The 20,282-nt window shown below is 37.7% G+C and carries 18 protein-coding genes; all 18 read right to left on the bottom strand.

Annotated features, from left to right (window positions below; translation table 11 throughout):
- Positions 1-17 precede the first annotated feature (17 nt).
- The 18 genes from BW986_RS16340 to BW986_RS16250 all read right to left on the bottom strand — a co-directional run bounded on the left by BW986_RS16340 (position 18) and on the right by BW986_RS16250 (position 20,192).
- Entirely contained in the window at positions 18-884 is an 867-nt protein-coding gene (locus BW986_RS16340; protein WP_076368912.1) for an FAD binding domain-containing protein, read from the bottom strand.
- Entirely contained in the window at positions 878-1,345 is a 468-nt protein-coding gene (locus tag BW986_RS16335; protein WP_076368911.1) for a (2Fe-2S)-binding protein, read from the bottom strand. The genes BW986_RS16340 and BW986_RS16335 overlap by 7 nt, the downstream gene beginning before the upstream one ends.
- Entirely contained in the window at positions 1,342-3,501 is a 2,160-nt protein-coding gene (locus BW986_RS16330; RefSeq protein ID WP_076368910.1) for a xanthine dehydrogenase family protein molybdopterin-binding subunit, read from the bottom strand. The genes BW986_RS16335 and BW986_RS16330 overlap by 4 nt, the downstream gene beginning before the upstream one ends.
- A gap of 125 nt (positions 3,502-3,626) precedes the next feature.
- Positions 3,627-4,226 carry a nucleotidyltransferase family protein gene (locus BW986_RS16325; protein WP_076368909.1) on the bottom strand — a complete coding sequence of 200 codons (600 nt, stop codon included), beginning with the start codon at positions 4,224-4,226 and terminating at the stop codon, positions 3,627-3,629.
- 686 nt (positions 4,227-4,912) lie between these two features.
- Entirely contained in the window at positions 4,913-5,755 is an 843-nt protein-coding gene (locus BW986_RS16320) for a YitT family protein (RefSeq protein WP_076368908.1), read from the bottom strand.
- A gap of 254 nt (positions 5,756-6,009) precedes the next feature.
- Entirely contained in the window at positions 6,010-6,282 is a 273-nt protein-coding gene (locus tag BW986_RS16315) for a phosphocarrier protein HPr (protein ID WP_076368907.1), read from the bottom strand.
- 284 nt (positions 6,283-6,566) lie between these two features.
- Positions 6,567-7,598 (bottom strand): zinc-binding dehydrogenase, encoded by a 1,032-nt coding sequence (locus BW986_RS16310; protein WP_076368906.1) that lies wholly within the window; start codon positions 7,596-7,598, stop codon positions 6,567-6,569.
- 424 nt (positions 7,599-8,022) lie between these two features.
- Entirely contained in the window at positions 8,023-9,066 is a 1,044-nt protein-coding gene (locus BW986_RS16305; protein WP_076368905.1) for a galactitol-1-phosphate 5-dehydrogenase, read from the bottom strand.
- Between the two features lie 86 nt (positions 9,067-9,152).
- Positions 9,153-10,661: an FGGY-family carbohydrate kinase gene (locus BW986_RS16300; protein ID WP_076368904.1), complete on the bottom strand. Its 1,509-nt coding sequence runs from the start codon at positions 10,659-10,661 to the stop codon at positions 9,153-9,155.
- A 28-nt stretch (positions 10,662-10,689) separates the two neighbouring features.
- Positions 10,690-11,523, bottom strand: a complete 834-nt coding sequence (locus BW986_RS16295; protein ID WP_076368903.1) for a class II aldolase — start codon at positions 11,521-11,523, stop codon at positions 10,690-10,692.
- Positions 11,524-11,547: 24 nt separating this feature from the next.
- Complete coding sequence (locus BW986_RS16290) at positions 11,548-12,579, bottom strand: alcohol dehydrogenase catalytic domain-containing protein (protein ID WP_221408323.1); 1,032 nt, start codon at positions 12,577-12,579, stop codon at positions 11,548-11,550.
- Positions 12,580-12,671: 92 nt separating this feature from the next.
- Positions 12,672-14,057 carry a PTS galactitol transporter subunit IIC gene (locus tag BW986_RS16285; RefSeq protein WP_142244638.1) on the bottom strand — a complete coding sequence of 462 codons (1,386 nt, stop codon included), beginning with the start codon at positions 14,055-14,057 and terminating at the stop codon, positions 12,672-12,674.
- Between the two features lie 13 nt (positions 14,058-14,070).
- Complete coding sequence (locus BW986_RS16280; protein WP_076368900.1) at positions 14,071-14,352, bottom strand: PTS sugar transporter subunit IIB; 282 nt, start codon at positions 14,350-14,352, stop codon at positions 14,071-14,073.
- 6 nt (positions 14,353-14,358) lie between these two features.
- Entirely contained in the window at positions 14,359-14,640 is a 282-nt protein-coding gene (locus BW986_RS16275; protein ID WP_076368899.1) for a PTS sugar transporter subunit IIB, read from the bottom strand.
- A gap of 25 nt (positions 14,641-14,665) precedes the next feature.
- Positions 14,666-15,130, bottom strand: a complete 465-nt coding sequence (locus BW986_RS16270; RefSeq protein ID WP_076368898.1) for a PTS sugar transporter subunit IIA — start codon at positions 15,128-15,130, stop codon at positions 14,666-14,668.
- Positions 15,131-15,151: 21 nt separating this feature from the next.
- Positions 15,152-17,209, bottom strand: coding sequence for a BglG family transcription antiterminator (locus BW986_RS16265; protein WP_081395655.1), 2,058 nt, complete (start codon positions 17,207-17,209; stop codon positions 15,152-15,154).
- 925 nt (positions 17,210-18,134) lie between these two features.
- The gene (gene menC / locus BW986_RS16255; RefSeq protein ID WP_076368896.1) at positions 18,135-19,250 is read right to left on the bottom strand and encodes an o-succinylbenzoate synthase; all 1,116 of its coding nucleotides are present in this window, start codon (positions 19,248-19,250) and stop codon (positions 18,135-18,137) included.
- Positions 19,251-19,361: 111 nt separating this feature from the next.
- Positions 19,362-20,192, bottom strand: coding sequence for a GNAT family N-acetyltransferase (locus BW986_RS16250; protein ID WP_076368895.1), 831 nt, complete (start codon positions 20,190-20,192; stop codon positions 19,362-19,364).
- Positions 20,193-20,282 lie beyond the last annotated feature (90 nt).

Here is a 20,282-nt window from a genome sequence, read left to right as displayed (position 1 = left end):
CCCCCCTATTTTAAACATTAATTCGGTTGATATTGCTTCATGCTAAGAAAATAACGTAAAAGATGTAACGCAACGGTTTTTCTGTAAGCCGCAGTGGAGCGTTGATCGTCGATTGGTCTAATGATCTTATCGAAGGCTGCCACAATCTCAGCGATGTCTGCATCGGCTAATGGTATCGTTTTTCCAACCAGCGTCTTCTCAATATCAATGGAACGAACCATCGTAGGTCCGACCGCCCCGAAGGCAAATCGAATGTCATCGATTCGATCTTTGCTTATCCGGACGAAACCCGCAAACGATACTTTGGCAATGGCATCTGCGTTGCGGTTGCCGACTTTCTCGAAAACGACATGTGAATCTTCTAATACGAACGGCAGAATAATCTCCGTTACTATTTCATTGTGAAAACGTTGAACCCGTCGTGGACCTTGAATAAAATCGCTAATCGCAACCATACGATCACCATTTACGGAGCGCAACAGAAGCTTTGCATTGTGTACATATAATAAAGGAAGCATGTCACCGGCTGGAGAGGCGTTGCAAATATTACCGCCTAATGTTCCCCGGTTTCTAATTGCCGGGGCAGCAATTGTTTTAATTGCATTCTTTAAAGCAAAAGGAATTAACGGATTTTCAAGTAATTCACTATAGGTACAGCAGGCCCCGATGTGGAGATCCTTGTGATGTTGATACACCTGCTTTAATTCGGAAAGATGATTAATAAAAACAATCGGTTTAGGGATTTTCGGAGGTACTCCCCTTCTACTTTTGTGAAGAACCATAACATCGGTGCCTCCGGCTATGATTGCACAATCTTCTCTATTCAATTGGCTCAACGTTTCGTCTAAACGCTCGAAGCGATACGCTGTTATTTTCTCTACCATAAGCCATCACCTTTTTTAGCTGCTAGGTTAATCGCCTCAACAATCATATTGTAGCCCGTACATCGGCACAGATTTCCGGAGATGCCTTCACGAATTTCAGCCTCTGAAGGATGAGGATTTTTAGATAACAAAGCCGTACTTGCCATAATCATCCCCGGAATGCAATAGCCGCACTGCACTCCCCCGGCGATGGAATAACTCTCATCTAAAATTTTAAATTGTTCCGTTTCAATGATGCCTTCGATCGTTTGAATATCGGCACCAGCAATCGAGCCAATTGGAATAAGGCAGCTGTTTTGCAGGAGGTTATTCATAAAAACACTGCAGGCTCCGCACTCCCCTTCACCACAGCCTTCCTTTGTTCCGATTAACTCAAACTCATCTCTTAATAAATCTAGTAATCTCGCTGTAGCAGGGGCGTCAGTTTCTACCGTTCTTCCATTTAATGTGAATTTAATCAACCCTCTTCACCTTCTTTCATCCAAAGACTTTCAATAATGACTTCCGGTGTAATCGGAATTTGCTGAAAAGAAGTTTGCAGGGCATCCTCGATCGCAGCTTGGACTGCTGGAGCCCCTCCGATTAAAGTCAATTCACCTGCGCCCTTCGCCCCGTATGGACCATCAGCATAGGGGTTATCAAAGACCTTGCTTTCAATTGAAACAATATCCAATGAAGTCGGCGGTCCATAATCAGATATGCTTTTTTGTTGGATTCTACCTTGCTTTGACGTCATCTTTTCTAGATAACCGTATGCTAGCCCTTGAGCCAAACCACCGTCAATTTGACCTTTCATAATCCGTTCATCGATGACCTTCCCAACTTCATAATTGCCGTATACTTTTTCTAACTTTATATTTCCTGTTAACGTATCAACTTCTACTTCAACGATATTAACGCCCCATGAATAAGCCGGGTATGCATCTCCAGTGAAAGTTTTCTCGTCCCAAGGAATCATTTCACGGTGAACATAGTGCTCAACTACTTCCTGTTCCGCCCCTGTTTGCCACTGATCCTTAAGTTTTTTTGCGGCTCGTTCAAGCAATTTTCCGACAATCATCGTCGTCCTGGAAGCTACGGTCGGACCCGAGTCGGGAACCTCTTTTGTGTCGGGATAAGGGTACAAAATATCTTCGAACGGGAGGTTAAGTTCTTTGGCGACAATTTTACACAACGTCGTCAAAATACCTTGTCCCATATCAGAGTTTGAGATTTTTAGTGATACCTGGTCGTCCTTTGATTTAACCAGCTTCACCGTTGCTTTAATATGATCTCTTTCGCCACTGCCTGTAAATCCACAGCCGTGGAGGAACAACGAAGTTCCTATGCCTTTTTTATAGCGCTGATTTTGTTGATTTAAGCGCTGAAAGTCTTCTTTTTTCTTTTTGTATTCTGACACGTTGAGTACGTCCTCAATCATTTCTTCCACTAATATCGGGTCGCGGAATTTACCTTTGGTGATGGTGGGGTCTCCTTGTTTGACGAGGTATTTTCGTTTATATTCAAGCGGGTCGATTTTTGCCAGTTTACTAAGGTGTCCAATATGACTTTCGATTCCGGCAAAGCTTTGTGGAGCACCAAAGCCTCTGAAGGCGCCGTTCGGAACGGTATTGGTTTTTAAGACATAGCCTTTTGCATGAAAATGCGGAATTTTATAAACACCGGCACCGTTTATTAATGCGCGCTGCAGCACGACAGAGCTCAATCCCACATTTGCCCCTCCATCGAGAAAGATGTCCACACACATGCTCAAAATATTTCCTTCCTTATCAAGGGCCGTTCGATATTTGAGTTTGGCCGGATGCCTTTTCGTCGTGACCAGCATATCCTCAGAACGGTCGAACACGAGCATTACCGATTTTTTGACTGCTCTTGCGGCAACGGCTACGTGACAAGCCATCATCGAAGGATAATCTTCTTTGCCGCCAAAACCTCCGCCAGTAGGACTTTGAATAACTCTAACTTCATCGTCACTACAGGCTAATGCGCTTAGCAATGCATTTTTTATATAATAAAGACATTGCATCGATCCCTGGACGACAATTTCATCATCCTTATAAACGGCGAGCATTCCTTGCGGCTCAAGGTAGACATGCTCCTGATAACCCGTATCATATTCTTCTTCGATGATTTGATGTGCTCCCTGCTCGATAGCTGAAATGTTCTCTAAGCTTTCCCCAAATTCATAGCTTGCCAAAACTAAGGATACTGATTTTTGCTTGATCGCTTCGTCCAATGTATAGATAGCCTGATGTTCTTCAAATTCAACCTTCACTTCATTTAACAAACTGTACAGGATATCCAGGTCTTTGCCCGTGAGCATGAGAATCGGCTCACCAATATAATTGACCCACTCATTGGCAAAAATGGGCTGATCTTCTTTGATAATTTTGACATAATTCGGTCCTGGGATATGCTCTGCTCCAACAGCTTCATACCCTTCTGGAAGGTTAGGTAATTGAATGGATATGATTTTTCCATAAGCAATTGGCGATCGATACAAAACACCATAAACCATATTTTCCACTTTCACGTCACTAATATAGGGCAACTGGCCCGATACTTTACCTTTATGGTCCTTTTTGGGCACTGAGGTGCTTATGTCTTTGAGATTCATTGCAACAACACCCTTCGACTCATTTTTTTAAAGGGACATATTCTGAATAGAAACCTCTTCCTACGATTTTATCAATGAGAATTATTCATTTCTATTCAAGATTTTCGTAGTTTTTAATTATTGTTTTACTTCGAGAAATTTAAAGCTTTAGCATAATCAATGGCTTTTTGGTAATCCTCCGGTGTATCAACATCCATTAATACTCCCACATCATCTACATTCATGTATTGCTTTTCGTAACCGCTCAGGACCACACGCAAATTACTCTCTGGATTGGTTTCGAGAATTTTCTGTTTCACTTCGCTTGATAATTTAATGGGATGGCCGCCTTTATAGTCAAAGCTGGGAATAACCACGTTTCCTTTGTGTTTTGCTAGTAGCTGAACAGTCTCTTTTTTAACAAGCGGACAATCTCCGGGTGTTATAAAGAAGGATGGGGCATTTACTTCGTTGCAGCCCATTTGAATGGAATCAAACATTCCCTGGTTAAAGTTTTCATTATAAACAAACTTGATCTGAAATGAATAGGCATTTTCACTGATGATTTTGGCAATTTCCTCTTGGATGATTTCCGCTTGAAACCCAGCTACGACGATGACCCTGCTGCATAATCCTTCAAATTTAGAGATCGTTTGCTCCAACACACTCATTTGCCCCATCGGCAAAGTCATTTTAAATGCATTCGCTCGGCTGGAATATCCAGCTGCTAGGACGATTGCTTCCATGTTTGTCACCTTCTACCTATCATTTTTCTTAATTCTCACAATAAAAGCACAAGCGGAGTAAGGATTTGCTGTATTGACTATTAAGAAATCATTGATTGTTTTTGCTTAGAATTTTAATTAAAGAATCTGGATAGTGTTTTTTCTTTATATGCGTAAATTCCTCATTATATTACTTATTTACCAACTTGATACTATTTTTTAATTATCAAAAGATATAAAACGACAATACATAGTCCCTATTTTAAGAGAAAGAGTGTCAAGTATTGACCAAGGTTTAATTATTGAATTATCAGATAACGATAAATTTTTTAGAATATAAAGAAGCCTTTGCTCTCATGACTTTGATATAGCCTTCTCTTAGCCATACATCTTAGGACATACCGAAAAACAAGAATATTCTCCTCTTTCAATTCTTAATAAAATAAAAGGCATCTATGATGTTCACATAGACGCCTTTTTATCTTCCTCATAATAGATTTATTGCCCATTAATAAGATGGATGTTTTGGAAAATGTCGATATTATATTTAAATGTTAAAAGATTCTAATCCTTATAACTTCGTACATATACGAGCCATTACGTTTAATTTCTTATATCTATCAAATTATAGGGTGAGTATGGCTTAAAAATTTCGTTTATCTTTTCAGGAATACGAACGGATCCATTTCTTGTGATTACTCCTTTTTTTACCAAACGTTTTTGAAATTACCAATGACTTTATGAGCTGGCATGGCAGAAATAAATGCACGATCATCTATACTTTGTACAGTTTGACATAATTCTGCCCATTGGATATTCACAATCACACAAAGTATGACTTGTTTTTCACTATGTGAGTAAGCCCCTAAAGCTTCCCAAGATGTAACACCGCGATGGAAAGCTTGATTGAGAGCTTCAGATATCTCTTCTCCCTTATCCGTCACTATAATTACTGAACTTCTTTCCGCAATATTAAGTAAGGATTCATACGTTTTAGCTCCTACATATAACGAAAGAATGGTAAACATAGCTGCCTGAACATCAAAAATTACAGCAGATATAGCAACAATTATCAGATTAACGATAAGACCAAATTTTGAAATGGACAGATTTTTGTGTTTTGCAATGATCCGTCCAAGGACATCCAATCCGCCATTTGAGCCGCCTACACGAAGCATGATGGCTCCGCCAGCAAACGAAACTATACCCCCGAATATTGAGGCTAAAATAACATTTTCTGTCCACATGAGACGAATAGGGATAAAGTGTAAGAATATGGTGTCAGAAATGACGGCAAGAATCGTATAAATGATAAATTTTTTCCCTAAATGGATATATCCTAAGATTAAAAGTGGAATATTATAGATAAAATACTGCACTCCCACTGACCAATGAAAAAAGTGGTACAAAATCATACAAATCCCAATGATACCTCCAGAGAGTAAATTGGCTGGAAGTAATAATGTATTTGCACCAATAGCAATTAACAAACTACCAAATATAATACTCAATACCTCAATAACAATACGGTATTTCCCTTTATTTCTCATATTGCATCCTTTCTTCAATTTAATGGTAAAATAGAATATTCTCATTCAGAATTATACATGAAAATTCGATTAAACGCATACTACTTGTAGGAAAAACAATTCAACAATCTAATCCGTTTGGTACAGAATACAAAACCACTACTTCTTTCCTAAAGTTTTCACCTGTGTAAACTTGACGATGATGGTACAGATTAATTAGTTCAATTTTAAAACTGCCTAAAAGTTTTTAGGCAGTTGTGATTTTTTAAAGAAACTTATTTTTTTTCACCCAGTTTTTCTTTTATAATAGTGTCTTCAAGAGAGAGGATCGCTTCCTTTTCATCCGTTCCTTCAGCTATGATTTTAATTTGAGCTCCATGGGCAATACCAAGTGACATAACCCCCATGATAGACTTTAGATTGACCTTTTTGCCATTGTATTCAAGGTTTACGTCCGAGTTGAATTTGCTGGCGCTTTGAACTAATATTGTTGCTGGGCGGGCATGGATACCCGTTTTTTCAATAACTGTAAATATTTTTCCTGTCATTTTTAAAGCTCCTTTTATTAAAATATCAAGTGAATTTAAGATAAACTATTTTTATCATTCGTTAAGGTTGTCTGTGTGGTACACGACTTAATATCATTGTTTGCATTTCCTATCGCTACGCTTACGTGGGCATTTTTATAAATTGCGAGGCCGATATAATTGTCACCAATACCATTACGTACCCTTTAATGAACTCAAGTCTTTTTGCCGGTTTATAAACAGCACGTCCTTTCAAAGTTACTTATATAGCATTCTATAAAGTTTATAGCCTAGAAATCATGCGATTATGACGCAATAATAACCTTAATTTGGTTTCCAGCCATTACTGCCTCAAATCCTTCGCGCCAGTCTTCTAAAGGCACAATTTTTGTAATCATTCTGTCTGTATCAATTTTTTGTTCTTCTAGGAGTTGTAAGGCTATGTGCCATGAGCTAGGTTTTTGGGAACGTGTACCAAGATACTTTAATTCTCTCTGAACAATCGATTCTTGATCCAGCTGGTTCATTTTATTCGCAAAAATACCCACTTGTACAAATGTTCCTTTTTTCCTCACTAATGGCAAGCCTTGATTAAGTGCTGGCACTGCACCAGAGCATTCAAACACTTTATCAACTCCATAACCATCGGTATGTTTCATGACAACTTCTTTTAAACTTTCTTCTTGAACATCGACAATTACGTCTACACCTAATGATTTAGCTAATTCTAGGCGCTGCTTATCCTTTGTGATGCCTGCTAAAATGACAAACGCCCCTTGTGATTTCACAACTTGGGATTGGAGTAGACCAATTGGTCCCGGTCCAAAAATAAGTACTTTGTCGCCTTTTTTAATAGTTGTTTTTTCAAATGCCGCATGTACACAACAAGCTAACGGCTCAGTTAGGGCAGCTGCTTCAAGGCTTATATTCCCTGACAAAACGTGAACACTTTCTTCGCGTGAAACTACATATTCAGCCATACTGCCATTTACTTGAGTTCCAATTCCTTTACGGGAAAAGCATAAATTATAATCTTTTTCTAAGCAGTATTCGCACACGCCGCATGTTGTGAATGTGGTTTCACTTGTAACCCTGTCCCCTACTTTAACATTTTTTACTGCGTCTCCAACTTCTACAACAACTCCGGAAAATTCATGACCCAAAACAACGGGAGTTTTTGAATTTCTATATTCCCCGGTAAATGTATGAATGTCCGTACCGCAAATTCCAGTGTAAGCAACTTTAATTTTCACTAAATCCCCCGTTCCTACTGGTTCTGGAATTTCAACTAGTGACATGTTGTCATAACCTGACTCTGCCTTCACTACTGCTTTCATTGTACATTTCACTCCTCGTCTGGAAGTATTAAGGCCTTGCCATAAGATTGTTCACGGCTAATAATCCCGTTTGATGGCTGTCTGGGTTAGAGAACAAGATTAATTCTTCCATTTTTTTGAAAAATACCTATAGAAAATCCCCTTCAAAGTTAGAAGATAAAGTTCTTTTTTATCTGTCTATTAGAAGGGGATCCCAGAAAAGTCTCAGCTTTCTTTAAAAAATCATTTTCCATCCAATATTGCTAGTCCTTTTTGGAGATTTAATTAAACCGTTTTAAAGTCGTGACAGATTTCTCGTCAACGCGAACTTTATGGGCAATCGTGCGTGCTAAGTGAACAAAGCATGTTTTGTGCATGATAATTTCAAAAACACAAAACTTCAATGTTACGCCTTTTAAGACACTCTTGAAAAAAATTTAATAATTTACAGTTCGAACATAACCTTTGTAAACATCTCTTTATTACTTATGATCCGTTCAAACATTTCTGGTCCCATCCTAAGTGGAACCCGGTGAGATATAAGAGGTTTTACTTGTAATTGTCCTGTATTCATGCAGTGAATGGTTGCATGAAACTCTCTACCTGGGAACGGCGAGGATATGGCATTCCATGACCCATAAACATGTAACTCTCGACGAACGATACTTTCAAAGTAGAAACGTTCAATCTGCACATCAGCATACGGAATACCCATAAAAACTACTTCTCCCCCTTTTTTTGGCAAGGCGAATATTTGAGCAGAAGTAATAGGAGATCCGGCAGCTTCAACTGCTAAATCCACTCCATGCCCGTTTGTAAATGTCATGATTTGTTCAAATGTATTTCTATCTTTCGGATTTATTAATACATCGGCTCCAACTTGTTTAGCTAAGGTTAATTTCTCTTTTTCAATATCAATAGCATATACTCTTTCTGCACCAAAAATTTTTGCCCATTGGATTACAAGTAATCCAATTGTTCCGCATCCCATAACAGCAACAGAGTATCCTGGCTGCATGTTGGTTTTAAAAAGCCCATGAAGCGCAACTGCAGATGGCTCGACAAAGGCAGCTTCTTCAAAAGAAACACTATCTGGGATACAGATAACATTTTCTCTTGGCACCTTCACGTATGTAGCAAATCCACCGGGGACTTTTGCGCCTGTTACAAGTAATTCAGGACATGCGGCAAAGTAACCTGAACGGCAATACTGACACTTTCCACAATAAAGCGCAGGACATACAGCCACCCGGGTGCCTACATGTAAATCCGTTACATTATCACTACATTCAACTACCTCACCAGCATATTCGTGTCCCCAAATGTTACCGGGAGTCACGGGGCCCAATTTTTTATAACGAGAAATATCTGACCCACAGATACCTGCATTTCTTACTCTAATAATAACTTCATCGTTCTGCTCAATTGTTGGTGGAGGAGACTCTTCATATTTCAAATCCTGAATTCCATAGAAACATAATGATTCCATTTTCAGTAATACCTCCGTACTTACTGCATCCCATAAGGATTAATTACAGCTTCAACTGCTTTTCTTAGGCTTTCATGTGTTAAGAATCAAATCTCCGTCGACTTATATAAATCAAATTCTTTTTTAATTTTTGAGAGTGGAGTATACATCCTGTTAAAGTACTCATCATACAGTTTGAAATTTTCTTGTGAAGGAAGATACCTATCAAATGAATTAACGGGTAATTGGTCAATAAAATTTTGCTTTAATGCGGCTAACATCGCGCCGCCTTTTGAAACGGCTTCCTCTATTTTATAAGAAAGTACTTCGCAGTTAAGAACATCTGCTTTTAACTGTAGCCATAATGGATTTAATGTGGCCGGGCCAATAACTTTAATACTCTTGATATCTTGATCCGTTAAATCTATATATGCGTCTTTTAAATTTCTCAATTCGAAGCATAGGCCAGCAAAAATCGAGAATAAAATATCTCTCTTTTCTGTTTGGTCCTGTAGTCCATATAAGATCCCTTTAGAATGAGAATCACGATGAGGGGGACCACTTCCTCTTAAATGTGGAATGAAAACAAGCAAATTTTCTATAAATTCCTTCGAGTTTTTCTGGTATTCTTTATATAACCCAGCACTCATTTGAGTTAATTCATCAAGTGAAGATAAAAAATTCCTTGTAAACCAATTTATACTATAACCAGCTGTTGGCATTGATCCATAGAGACTGAACAAATTGTCTTTTACATATAAACCATTTGAAATAGCTTTTTCCTGAAAGTCACTGCTTAAAAATGATTCCTTTTTCAATAAAAGTAATCCTTCTGTTGTTCCAGTTGAATTCAGCAGTTCCTTATCCACATCCAAATTAGTAACTATTGATCCTGCCATATGATCGTGACCAGCTATCGAAATGGTTGTATTAGGACTTAATCCGATTTCCCTTGCTATAGACTCTTTAAGCAATGAATGAGCAGCACCAGACTCAACAATAGTAGGAAACGTTTGAACTCCCAAGTCGAAATCTTCAATTAATTTCTTTGACCATTTTCGAGTAGACATGTCCAGGAGTAACGTTCTCGATGCAAGGCTCAAGTCTGTTGCGTATATTCCAGATAACTTAAAAGCCACAAATCCTGATAAACACGTCCATTTTTTAAATTTTGCATATTTATCAGGAAAATGGTCTCTAATCCAAAGGAGCTTGGTAAGGCTATGATTACTATGAGAGACTATTCCCGTAATCCTATATAGTGCTTCATTTCCAACAGTATTATTAACTAATTCTGCTTCGGTTTTAGAACGAGGATCATACCAAGTAATGGTTGGTTCTAAAATTTGATCCTGTTCATCTAATAAAACGATAGTTTGAGCTGCACTGGCTATCGAAATAGTTTTTATCTCTTCTGGATTTCCCACTTTTTTTGAGAAGAGGTGAAGACCTTCCTTCACGCCCTCCCAAATTTTATCCATTTCAAACTCTGATTCTTTTTCATTCCATTTAGTAGGAGTAGAAAAACGATACAATTCTACTAATTCAAAATTTGGTAATTGAAATAGACAAACTTTTACGTTAGTTGTTCCAATATCAATTCCAATTACATACATTTTCAATCCCACCCTTTAGATTCAATCATTATCTGTTTAAAGTGCTGAATTTATCAATAACTACTTCTTTAACCCCAGATTGTGCTTCTAGCAATACACTAATAAGGTTATATTCATTTGGGTTTTGTTCATACCGTTTTCCAACAGAAGAAATAAATCGTTTACGAAGATCACTGGCAAGATTTATTTTACGTACATTGTAATTTTTCAATTGCGCTAAGATGTCCTCAGAAATTCCAGAGCCACCATGTATAACTAATGGAACCTCAACAGTATTTGCTATTTCACGAAGTAATTCTAGGTTAATTTCAGGTTGTTCATCTAAACCGTGTATATTTCCTACGGATACAGCTAGAAGGTCGATTCCTGTACGCTCTACAAATTCTCTTGCAAGCATAGGATCTGTTTGTGCCGACTCATCAGACTCATGATCGTCTTCTTTGCCGCCTAACTCTCCTAATTCAGCTTCTACCGAAACCCCTCGTTCATGACAATACTCCACAACCTCTCTAGTGAACTTAATATTTTCTTCATATGGTAATTTTGAAGCATCAATCATGACAGAGTTAAAACCAGCGTCTACAGCCTGTTTAATGTCCTCGAAGGTCATTCCATGATCTAAATGTAAAGTTACAGGAATATCCACTTTCTCCGCAGCAGATTTTACAATGCTGGAAATGTAATCATATCCTGACAGCTTAACGTTTGTAGGAGCAATTTGGACAATAACTGGCAATCCTACCTCTTTTGCTCCTTCGATGATAGAAAGTGTCATTTCTAAATTAGTAGTATTAAAAGCTGGAGCAATAAGGTTTTTCTCTTCTAACAATTGTAAGAACGATTTCATATTTACTAATGACATATTAAATTCCTCCTAATAAATAAATTAATCAATAATAACCACTTTTATAACTTCTTCGTCAGGACTTGCAGCGAATGTAATCGCTTCTCCTACCTGATCAATCGTCATCTCATGTGTAATCATTTTCTCTGCATCAATTGTTCCATTTGAAATGTGCAAAATAGCCTCGTCAAATTCATATGGGGATACACTATAGGTACCTACTATTGATATTTCATCCTTAAAGAATCTTCCTGCATCAATTTTCACTTCAGGGTCCTTGTCAAATGGAGAAAAACAGATCACTCGTCCGCCGCGTCTTAGCAGTTGCACGGCTTCTGGCAACAGAGAAGAGACTCCCGCAGCTATGATAACAGTATCAACACCTATATTATTAGTAACCTTATCAACTACGTCTTTAAGACTTTCATGCTTAATATTTACTGCGTAATCGATACCAAACTCTTTAGCTTTTGACAGCTTATACGCAGAAACATCAGAAATAATTACATTACTCACATCCTTATGTTTTAGGAGTTGACCATGTATTAGCCCTATCGGACCTGCCCCCATAATTAAAACATTATCTCCAGGACGTATATTTGCAGCTTTTTGTCCATGAATACAACAAGCTACTGGTTCAGCTAAAGATGCGTGCAGGTAGCTTAAAGTGTCAGGAATTTTAAAAAGTAAATGGCGTACATGTCTTTCTGATAATCGAATATATTGTGTAAATCCGCCTGGATCTATATTCGTTTCTTTAAATTCAGGGCAAAGTGTATATTGCTGTCGTTGACAATAATGACAAGTGAAACAAGGAACATGGATAGCTCCAACAACTCTGTCTCCCATTTCAAATTTTGTAACACCCTCTCCTACCTTAACAATCTCACCTGCATATTCATGCCCAAGAATAGTTTCGGGGTTAACGGTTTTATGAATTGCTTTGTGAATATCCGTCCCGCATACTCCACAGGCTTTTAACTTCAACAACACTTCTCCAAAACCAATTTCTGGAGTTTCGACGTTTTCCACTCGAAAATCATTAACATCGTGGTATACACTGGCTCTCATCATAAAATCTCCTTTCTCGAGAAAAATAGGGGGTGGGGTATTTTTAAGAGTAAAACCCCTTTCATTAGAAATTTCCCCTTATTGAAAAATAATTCTTAAGATACTTTTGTATCTGAAGCCTTCAATTCACCATTCTCATTAAAATCTTTTTTGGTAATTTTATATGCCCACCAAATAAAAAGACCGATAACTGGAATCATTCCAATCGCAAAGATATTTCCTTGGGATAACATGACCAGCCAATAGCGGAATGGATTTCCTCCATCCAGGAAGCTGTTCACCAATGATGATGCCCCTTCCGGGAACTGAAAATCGATACTCTTCGCTACTTGGGTAACAAGTGGAGACAAGTAAGAAGCGATGTATAAGTCAGCAATAATAACTGGTATGCCAATAATAAGTGATCGTATAATATTACCTCCGCAGGCTAGAACAATCATAGCCAATGGCACGGTCAAAGTTGGTAAATCACCTAACGGCATAATCTTATTCCCTGGTAGAATAACAGCTAACAATATAGTAATTGGTGTCATCAATAACGCTGTTGAAATAATTGCCGGGTTACCAATCGCTACTGAAATATCAAGACCAATCGTAATATCTGCACGATCAGGGAATTTCTTTTTAAGCAGGGTACGCACAGCATCAGACAGTGGGATTAAACCCTCCATAAGGATACGAACCATACGAGGCATAATAAGCATGACAGCTCCCAAGTTCATTCCTAATTTCAATATTTCATCCAAATTGAAGCCTGCAAGAATTCCAATAATAATTCCCAAAACTAGACCAATCATCATCGGTTCACCAAAAACACCAAAGCGTTTCTGAATGGACTCTGGATCAGCTTTTAAGTTTCTTATTCCTGGTATTGAATCAATCATTTTATTTCCTATTATTCCAACTGGAAAGAATACAGCTGCTGATAATGTTGGTAGGGAGATACCAGGCAAATTGAATCGTTTCTGTATATACGGTGAAGACCAGTCAGCCAATTTTAAAGTTGTGACTGTAGCTATGGCTGCACCAAGCAACCCAAATAAAAAGTTACCTGTAACACCATAAACTAGCGCTCCTGCTAAGCAAAAATGCCAATAGTTCCATAAATCAATATCGACGGTTTTCGTCCAACGAAGCATGATCATGACAATGTTTAGTAAAACGACCATCGGGATGACAAACGGTGCGATTGGTGATGCAAAAGCAATTGCAGCAAGTGCCGGCCATCCGGTGTCTACAACCGGTAAATCTATTCCTGTTCTTCCCACCATTGCTTGAGCTGCAGGCCCAACGCTCTCAATTAATAGGTTGAAGATTAGGAAGATCCCAACAAACCCCATTCCAATAATTACGGCTGATCTTAATGCTTTCCCAGGTTTAACTCGAAAACAAAGTGCGAGTATGAATACCACAATTGGTAACATAACCGTAGGACCAAAACCAAGAACGTACTGGAATGCTTCTAATATCTGTTGTCCCATTTCGTTCACCCTTTCAACATTTTAACAGTTTAACAATTTTATCAAGCAATTCTTCTTCTCCAAACCCCGTTACAATAGGTAGTGCATTTACAAGAGGGGTATTTAATTTTGTTTCTACTTGTGACGTTACTACAAATAGATCTACTGAGTTATCTAATGAAGGTAATTCCCCTATGATTACTTGTTGATATGCAACATCAATCCCATGGTATTTACAATGTTCCACTACTTTCTCTGCTACTACCGTTGAAGTTGCTATTCCGCTTGAACAAGCAAATACAATATGTTTTTTCATCTTCATTCACCCTTTCAACAATTCAACAATTTTATCAAGCACCTCTTCTTCTCCAAACCCCGTTACAATAGGTAATGCATTTACAAGAGTTGTAGTTAATTTTGCTTCCACTTGTGACGTTACTACAAATAAATCTACTGAGTTATCTAATGAAGGCAATTCCCCAATGATTGCCTGTTGGTATACAACATCAATCCCATTATTTTTACAATGCTCCACTACTTTCTCCGCTACTACCGTTGAAGTTGCAATCCCACTTGAACAAGCAAATACAATATGTTTTTTCATTTCTATTTCCTCCCGGTTCATGATTTTATTCTGTAGACAAATTCTCTACTAAATGACTATAAAGATGACTCTTAGACATATTTGAAATTTCCTCCAAAGCCCCTTTTTCTTTAATTAGTCCCATAATTTGTCTCAAAATATTTAAATGCTTCGTGCTTTGTGACAAACCTAATAAGAAGATGATTTTCACATCAATGCTCATACTTTTATCAACCATATTTTGGAATGTAATCGGTTTTTCTAAAACCGCAACAGCAATAGAATCTTGCTTGACATGTTTGGGATCTGTATGAGGAATGGCAATTCCTGCGTCAAACGATTCCAAACCTGTTGGGAAGTTTTGTTCCCTATTCAGCAAGCTATCATAGAAATCATCATGGATGAATCCTTGCTCTAAAAGTGAGTCTGTTAGGATCCTTAATGCCTCCTCTTTATTGGATGCTTCTAAATCCGTGAAAATAGATTCTTCTGAGATAATAATCTTAGTCATTCTACCTCTCCGTTCCGCTCTTTATCCCTTGGAAAATTCATCAACAATTGAGAATATTTCCTTTTTTGTATTTGCATTTTTTATACTTTCTATATCTGTTTGACTTTCTGCCAGTCTTCTAAGCTGTAAGATAGGACGTATATGTTGTTCCTTATCAACAGCAGCTATAACGCAGATAAGCTTAACAGAATTTCCACCACTAAACTCTACTGGCTCATTCAACTTTAGAAAGCTCATTCCTACTTGATAGACATCGTTCTCTGGTCTGGAATGGGGAATGGCAATATTGTTTGCTAGCATAATATATCTACTGTCGTGTTGATATTGTTCAATCATTGATTCCACATATTTATGGCCAATATACATGTCTTTTAACAAAGGTTCTGAAGCTAACCATAATGCCTCTTTCCAATCTTTCACCTTATCTTGAATGATAATTGTTTCAGAATATATTAGGTCCTTGAGCGTTAATGTTGATTTTGTTTCAACTTCTGTATTGCTTACAAAGTTACTTTCACCAAAATAACGATTTAAACTTTTCAATAATCCGTTGGAATCTTTAATCTCAGCATGCTTACTTATAACTCGTATAAGTTCTTTTAGATCTATATGACTAGATACAAATCCATATTTTTCATGAAGGATTCTTTTCCTAAGCTCGTTTCTCTCTCTCTCATTTATAACGACTGGGACAATGTACTGTTTAATATCTGTAGATAACCTTTGAGTAGTAAATAAGATATCAACTTTTCCCTTATAATTATAAAATTCTCTGTGGGACATAGACTCAAGGAACGTAAACTCAGGCAATCCGGATTTTAAACTTGCTTGTAATAGTTTTGATACTGATAATCCATTAGGACAGACAACAGCTGCAATTTTCTTGTTATTTAATTGAACTCCATGTCTAGTTAACCACCCACCAACAATCATTGTTAAAAAGATGTTTTCACTCTCAGGAATGGAACACCCTAATAAGGATTCAATAGGACTAGTAGATACCTTGACTATCTCGTGTAAATCCTCCAATTTCTCATCGAACTGAATAAACGTTGAAGTCATAAAGCCTAAATTATACTTTATTCGATAATAGGCAGGCTTTACATGAAGGAATAACTTATCGATCAATTCCTGCTTATGAGGAATTTCAAAAGCACTAATATTTTCTATAATTTTAACCATCTCAAATAGAGCGTCCTTTAAGTCTGGCAATTTGTCATCATTCAGAACTTGGGAGGAAGATATATTTATAGTTATTAGCTGCAAAGTGAGAAAAAGTAATTCCTTAGGTGGTATGACTTCAAATTCAGGGAAAACATTTACTACCGCATGATATTCTTTAGTATCTTTAAGTTCAGAGAAATCGATATTAAAATTAGGCTCAATGATTTTCCCTTGATTTACTCGATTTATCCAAACAGCTATAATATAAGGAAGTGCCAATAACCTCTCGTCTGTGAATTTAATACTTAAGTGAACCTCAATCTGTTCCAGTTTTTTACGAAGAGTTTCTACCTCTTTGTCCTTAATGCCAGAATAATGTATGATAATCTCTTCCCCTTTATAAAATGAGATTACCGACTGGACGACCGTAATTAGTAAGCGTCGTTTATCAAACTCTTGACCTTGAATTCTGTACCCATCTTGGCGCGAATAAATTATTTTAAGCTGATATTTCTCTAAATCACATTGTGCCGCCTTTATTGTCCTTAATATCGTATTCTTTCCAACTCCAAGTGTTGAAGTAAAATGAATTAATGATAATTCCTCATCTCTGCTAAGTAACATAAGTTGAATAACGGCAATACGTTCATTCTCAGATAAAATATATGTCTCCACATCAATACCTTCATTATTTAAAGGGAGTATATGAATCAATGACGAAGGTACGATGAAATTTCCGGTTTTCGTTCTTTCGATTTTTGGTTGGTTTAAACTACTTATCCAATAATTGATTTTTTCAAAGCTATAATTAATCTGACGCCGATTAATTCCAAGTTTACTCTCTAAAACAGATAATGTTGTGTTTTGATTATTTAAAATTTCTTGTAATACTTTCATGCTTCTTTCATCAATCACTTAATACTCACCTCCTTCTTGACCTTATTGTAAGCGTTAGCATCATTGTCGGTATACACTATTTCATCCCTTCTTTTTGTATGTGCATTGATTCACATACAAATGTTGTTTTAATATTCAATTATTATTAATGACTTTACGTCAAGAAAACTATTACAGGTTTTGAATTGCGGAAGAATTTTCACATCACAATCAGAATGAGTTAGTTATAAAATCGTGCATTAGGTCAATTGGACTGAATACATAAGCTACAACACAAGCGGTAAATACTTTTGCATACAACTGCACCCGTTCATCTTTACAAGCAAAGTAAAGGATAAAAAATCTGTCGTTTTGAATTTCTCGTCCATGTCTTAATATTCTTAAAGATTTTATTTCCATTATAGCAAAATAGGATTAACAAAAGATTGTTATTCCACTAACCTTTTCAATAAACAAATCACGATTTGGAGATTCCTCTGGAATTCTTAGGATTTCTTAGCCATGTCATTAACTATTAGCTATTTAAGTTCAGCATTACTCCTCAAGGATAGAAATATATCGAATAATAGTCTTTACCTTTGCCGTGGCATTTAAAGTACTTCCAATCATTATTTTTTTGTTTAAAAAAAGGCATGTTCCCTCCATGGGGAATCATGCCTTTATGTAAGGAAAATAGATGTTGAAGCTAGTGACTGCCCTTTTTCTTTGGCTCTTTTCATAAAGATTGTTGTTTTTAAAACGAAACGATTTAAGGTTGATTGGAGCGGAAGTGCGAGACTCCTGCGGGAGCAGCGGGACAGGTGAGACCCCACAGGCGTTTACGCAGAGGAGGCTCACCGCCCGCCCCGCGGAAAGCGAGCATCTGGAGGGGAAATCAACCACACTGCTTTACTTGGAAAATAGCAACAAAGTAAGCGAAAACAGCATTTTCTTTTAACCAATTCTAACTTAAATTAAATGTTTGACTGTGTATAGTATACTTATTGATTTTTTCCAAGCTTGGTTCATAGCCAATTCCGGGTAATTCCGGAACTTTGATTATTCCGTTTTCCACTGTAACTTCAGGGTCAATGATATCTTCTGCCCAGTAGAGCGAGGAAGCTGCCGTATCTCCCGGAAGAGTAAAGTTTGGCAGCGATGTAATGGCAATATTATGCGCTCTTCCAATGCCTGATTCCAGCATACCCCCACACCATAGTGGAATTTCATGTTCAAGACATAAATCATGTATTTTCTTGGATTCAGTCAAACCTCCGACACGGCCAATCTTAATATTAATAATTTTACAGCTGCCTAATTTAATAGCTTTCCTTGCATCCTCTAAGGAGTGAATGCTTTCGTCCAGGCAAATAGGTGTTTTTAACCTTGACTGTAAATCTGCATGGTCAATAATATCGTTATAGGCAAGCGGCTGTTCAATCATCATTAATTTATAATCATCCAAGGCGGATAGCCGATCTATATCTTGTAAGGTATAAGCTGAATTTGCGTCTGCCATGAGCGGGATTTCAGGATATACTTTTCGGACCTTGTCTATTAATTCAACATCCCAGCCCGGTTTGATTTTTAGTTTAAAGCGTTTATAGCCTTCACCGAGACGAGCTTCAATCATATCTAGGGTCGAATCGATCGAGTCCTTTATCCCGATGCTTACCCCCACTTCAATTTTCTTTTTTGTTCCACCTAATAAACTTGAGAGTGAAGCATCTTGCTTTTTCGCATACAGATCCCAAACAGCACCCTCTAAAGCGGCCTTTGCCATATAATTGCCGCGAATATGGGAGAAATATTTTTCAGAGAGTTCATCCGGATGCTTGATTTCATTTTTAAGGATAATTGGAATTAGATAATCCTCGAGTATATGCCAGTTTGTTTTTAAGGTTTCTTCATTATACAGAGGGTCGAGCATCGCAACCGATTCAGCCCAACCGGAAATGCCGTCATCGCTTTTTGCTTCTACAAGGATGAAATCCCTATTGTATTCGGTCCCAAAGCTAGTTGTAAAAGGTTCAAGCAGGTCTAGTTTAAGATGCCTTAGAATAACTTGTTTAATTTTCACTTGGAAATTCTCCTTTGTGATAAAACTGTTAAAAGACACAGTCTTACCAATTTTTTATTAAATAGGCTGACAGCAGCCTGAAATTACGAGCTCTTATTAAAATTCACCTGCTTATTTCCTTGTCAGCACATAAAACTGAACGGGAATTTCCGTCATGGAATTCTTTATAAAATCTGTTACCTCCCATCCTTGCTGAAATAAATCGGTAAATGTGTCCCTGGTTTTCATCCGCCATTCTTTGGCTGCTTGACTATTTGTGCCCCTTATTGTTCGGAAGTCTTTTGGAATGGCCACAAAAGCTGTATCACATTCCTGTTCAGGCAGTGGAAGGGTGCAAGAAGGAACAGGCACTCCCTTTTCGATGGTCTCCCATTGAATAAGTGAGTTTTCCATCACAAAATCCAGCGGAGTTCCCCGTCCACTAGAATCCGTTGTCTCCTTTTTACCAATATGCCATTCGACAAGAAAGCGGTCAGATGGAATTCCGCTGTTTAAAAGATCTTCCATTTCACCATAGCAGTTTGCGATATATGTGGAACAGACCCCACCAAGCTTTGCTATATTTAAATACCCATTAATACTTTCCAAAGGATCGTAAGTCCAGGTAATAAGGGAAAAGCCAAGCTTTAACGCTTCCTCACGTTGGGCTAACTTTAACTTCTCCCCTATTCCTTTGTTGCGGAATTGCTCATCTATTCCTAGAATATGTGAACAAAGATAGGCTGTTTGCCCATTGAATCCCGGAAAGCTGTACTGAAATCCGATCAGCTTCTCCTCGCAATAAGCTCCTAGAACCAAACCACCGTTTTTCACAGCTGTTATGGTTTGGTGTGTGGGGATCGAGTCGTTTTCTCCCCAAATGGCGGATTCTAGCTTTCTTACGTCCTCTAGCTCTTCAATTCGATGAAGAGAACGAATTGCAATTTCCTGTGTTTTCGTCATGTCCAACCTCCTAGGAAAAGCTCAAGTGCCTTGATCGCCCCAACATAAGATGGACAAGTAATTTCCACAGCCGACGGCTTGTCGTTACTA

This window comes from Peribacillus simplex (assembly GCF_900156045.1).
Taxonomy (GTDB): domain Bacteria; phylum Bacillota; class Bacilli; order Bacillales; family DSM-1321; genus Peribacillus; species Peribacillus simplex_D.
This window is presented reverse-complemented; position numbering and strand designations above follow the sequence as displayed.

What these genes read in the sequence shown, in the direction of transcription:
- BW986_RS16340 (WP_076368912.1), bottom strand. Translation starts at nt 884, where the DNA reads ATGGTAGAGAAAATAACAGCGTATCGCTTCGAGCGTTTAGACGAAACG.
- BW986_RS16330 (WP_076368910.1), bottom strand. Translation starts at nt 3,501, where the DNA reads ATGAATCTCAAAGACATAAGCACCTCAGTGCCCAAAAAGGACCATAAA.
- BW986_RS16325 (WP_076368909.1), bottom strand. Translation starts at nt 4,226, where the DNA reads ATGGAAGCAATCGTCCTAGCAGCTGGATATTCCAGCCGAGCGAATGCA.
- BW986_RS16320 (WP_076368908.1), bottom strand. Translation starts at nt 5,755, where the DNA reads ATGAGAAATAAAGGGAAATACCGTATTGTTATTGAGGTATTGAGTATT.
- BW986_RS16315 (WP_076368907.1), bottom strand. Translation starts at nt 6,282, where the DNA reads ATGACAGGAAAAATATTTACAGTTATTGAAAAAACGGGTATCCATGCC.
- BW986_RS16310 (WP_076368906.1), bottom strand. Translation starts at nt 7,598, where the DNA reads ATGAAAGCAGTAGTGAAGGCAGAGTCAGGTTATGACAACATGTCACTA.
- BW986_RS16305 (WP_076368905.1), bottom strand. Translation starts at nt 9,066, where the DNA reads ATGGAATCATTATGTTTCTATGGAATTCAGGATTTGAAATATGAAGAG.
- BW986_RS16300 (WP_076368904.1), bottom strand. Translation starts at nt 10,661, where the DNA reads ATGTATGTAATTGGAATTGATATTGGAACAACTAACGTAAAAGTTTGT.
- BW986_RS16295 (WP_076368903.1), bottom strand. Translation starts at nt 11,523, where the DNA reads ATGTCATTAGTAAATATGAAATCGTTCTTACAATTGTTAGAAGAGAAA.
- BW986_RS16290 (WP_221408323.1), bottom strand. Translation starts at nt 12,579, where the DNA reads ATGATGAGAGCCAGTGTATACCACGATGTTAATGATTTTCGAGTGGAA.
- BW986_RS16285 (WP_142244638.1), bottom strand. Translation starts at nt 14,057, where the DNA reads ATGGGACAACAGATATTAGAAGCATTCCAGTACGTTCTTGGTTTTGGT.
- BW986_RS16280 (WP_076368900.1), bottom strand. Translation starts at nt 14,352, where the DNA reads ATGAAAAAACATATTGTATTTGCTTGTTCAAGCGGAATAGCAACTTCA.
- BW986_RS16275 (WP_076368899.1), bottom strand. Translation starts at nt 14,640, where the DNA reads ATGAAAAAACATATTGTATTTGCTTGTTCAAGTGGGATTGCAACTTCA.
- BW986_RS16270 (WP_076368898.1), bottom strand. Translation starts at nt 15,130, where the DNA reads ATGACTAAGATTATTATCTCAGAAGAATCTATTTTCACGGATTTAGAA.
- BW986_RS16250 (WP_076368895.1), bottom strand. Translation starts at nt 20,192, where the DNA reads ATGACGAAAACACAGGAAATTGCAATTCGTTCTCTTCATCGAATTGAA.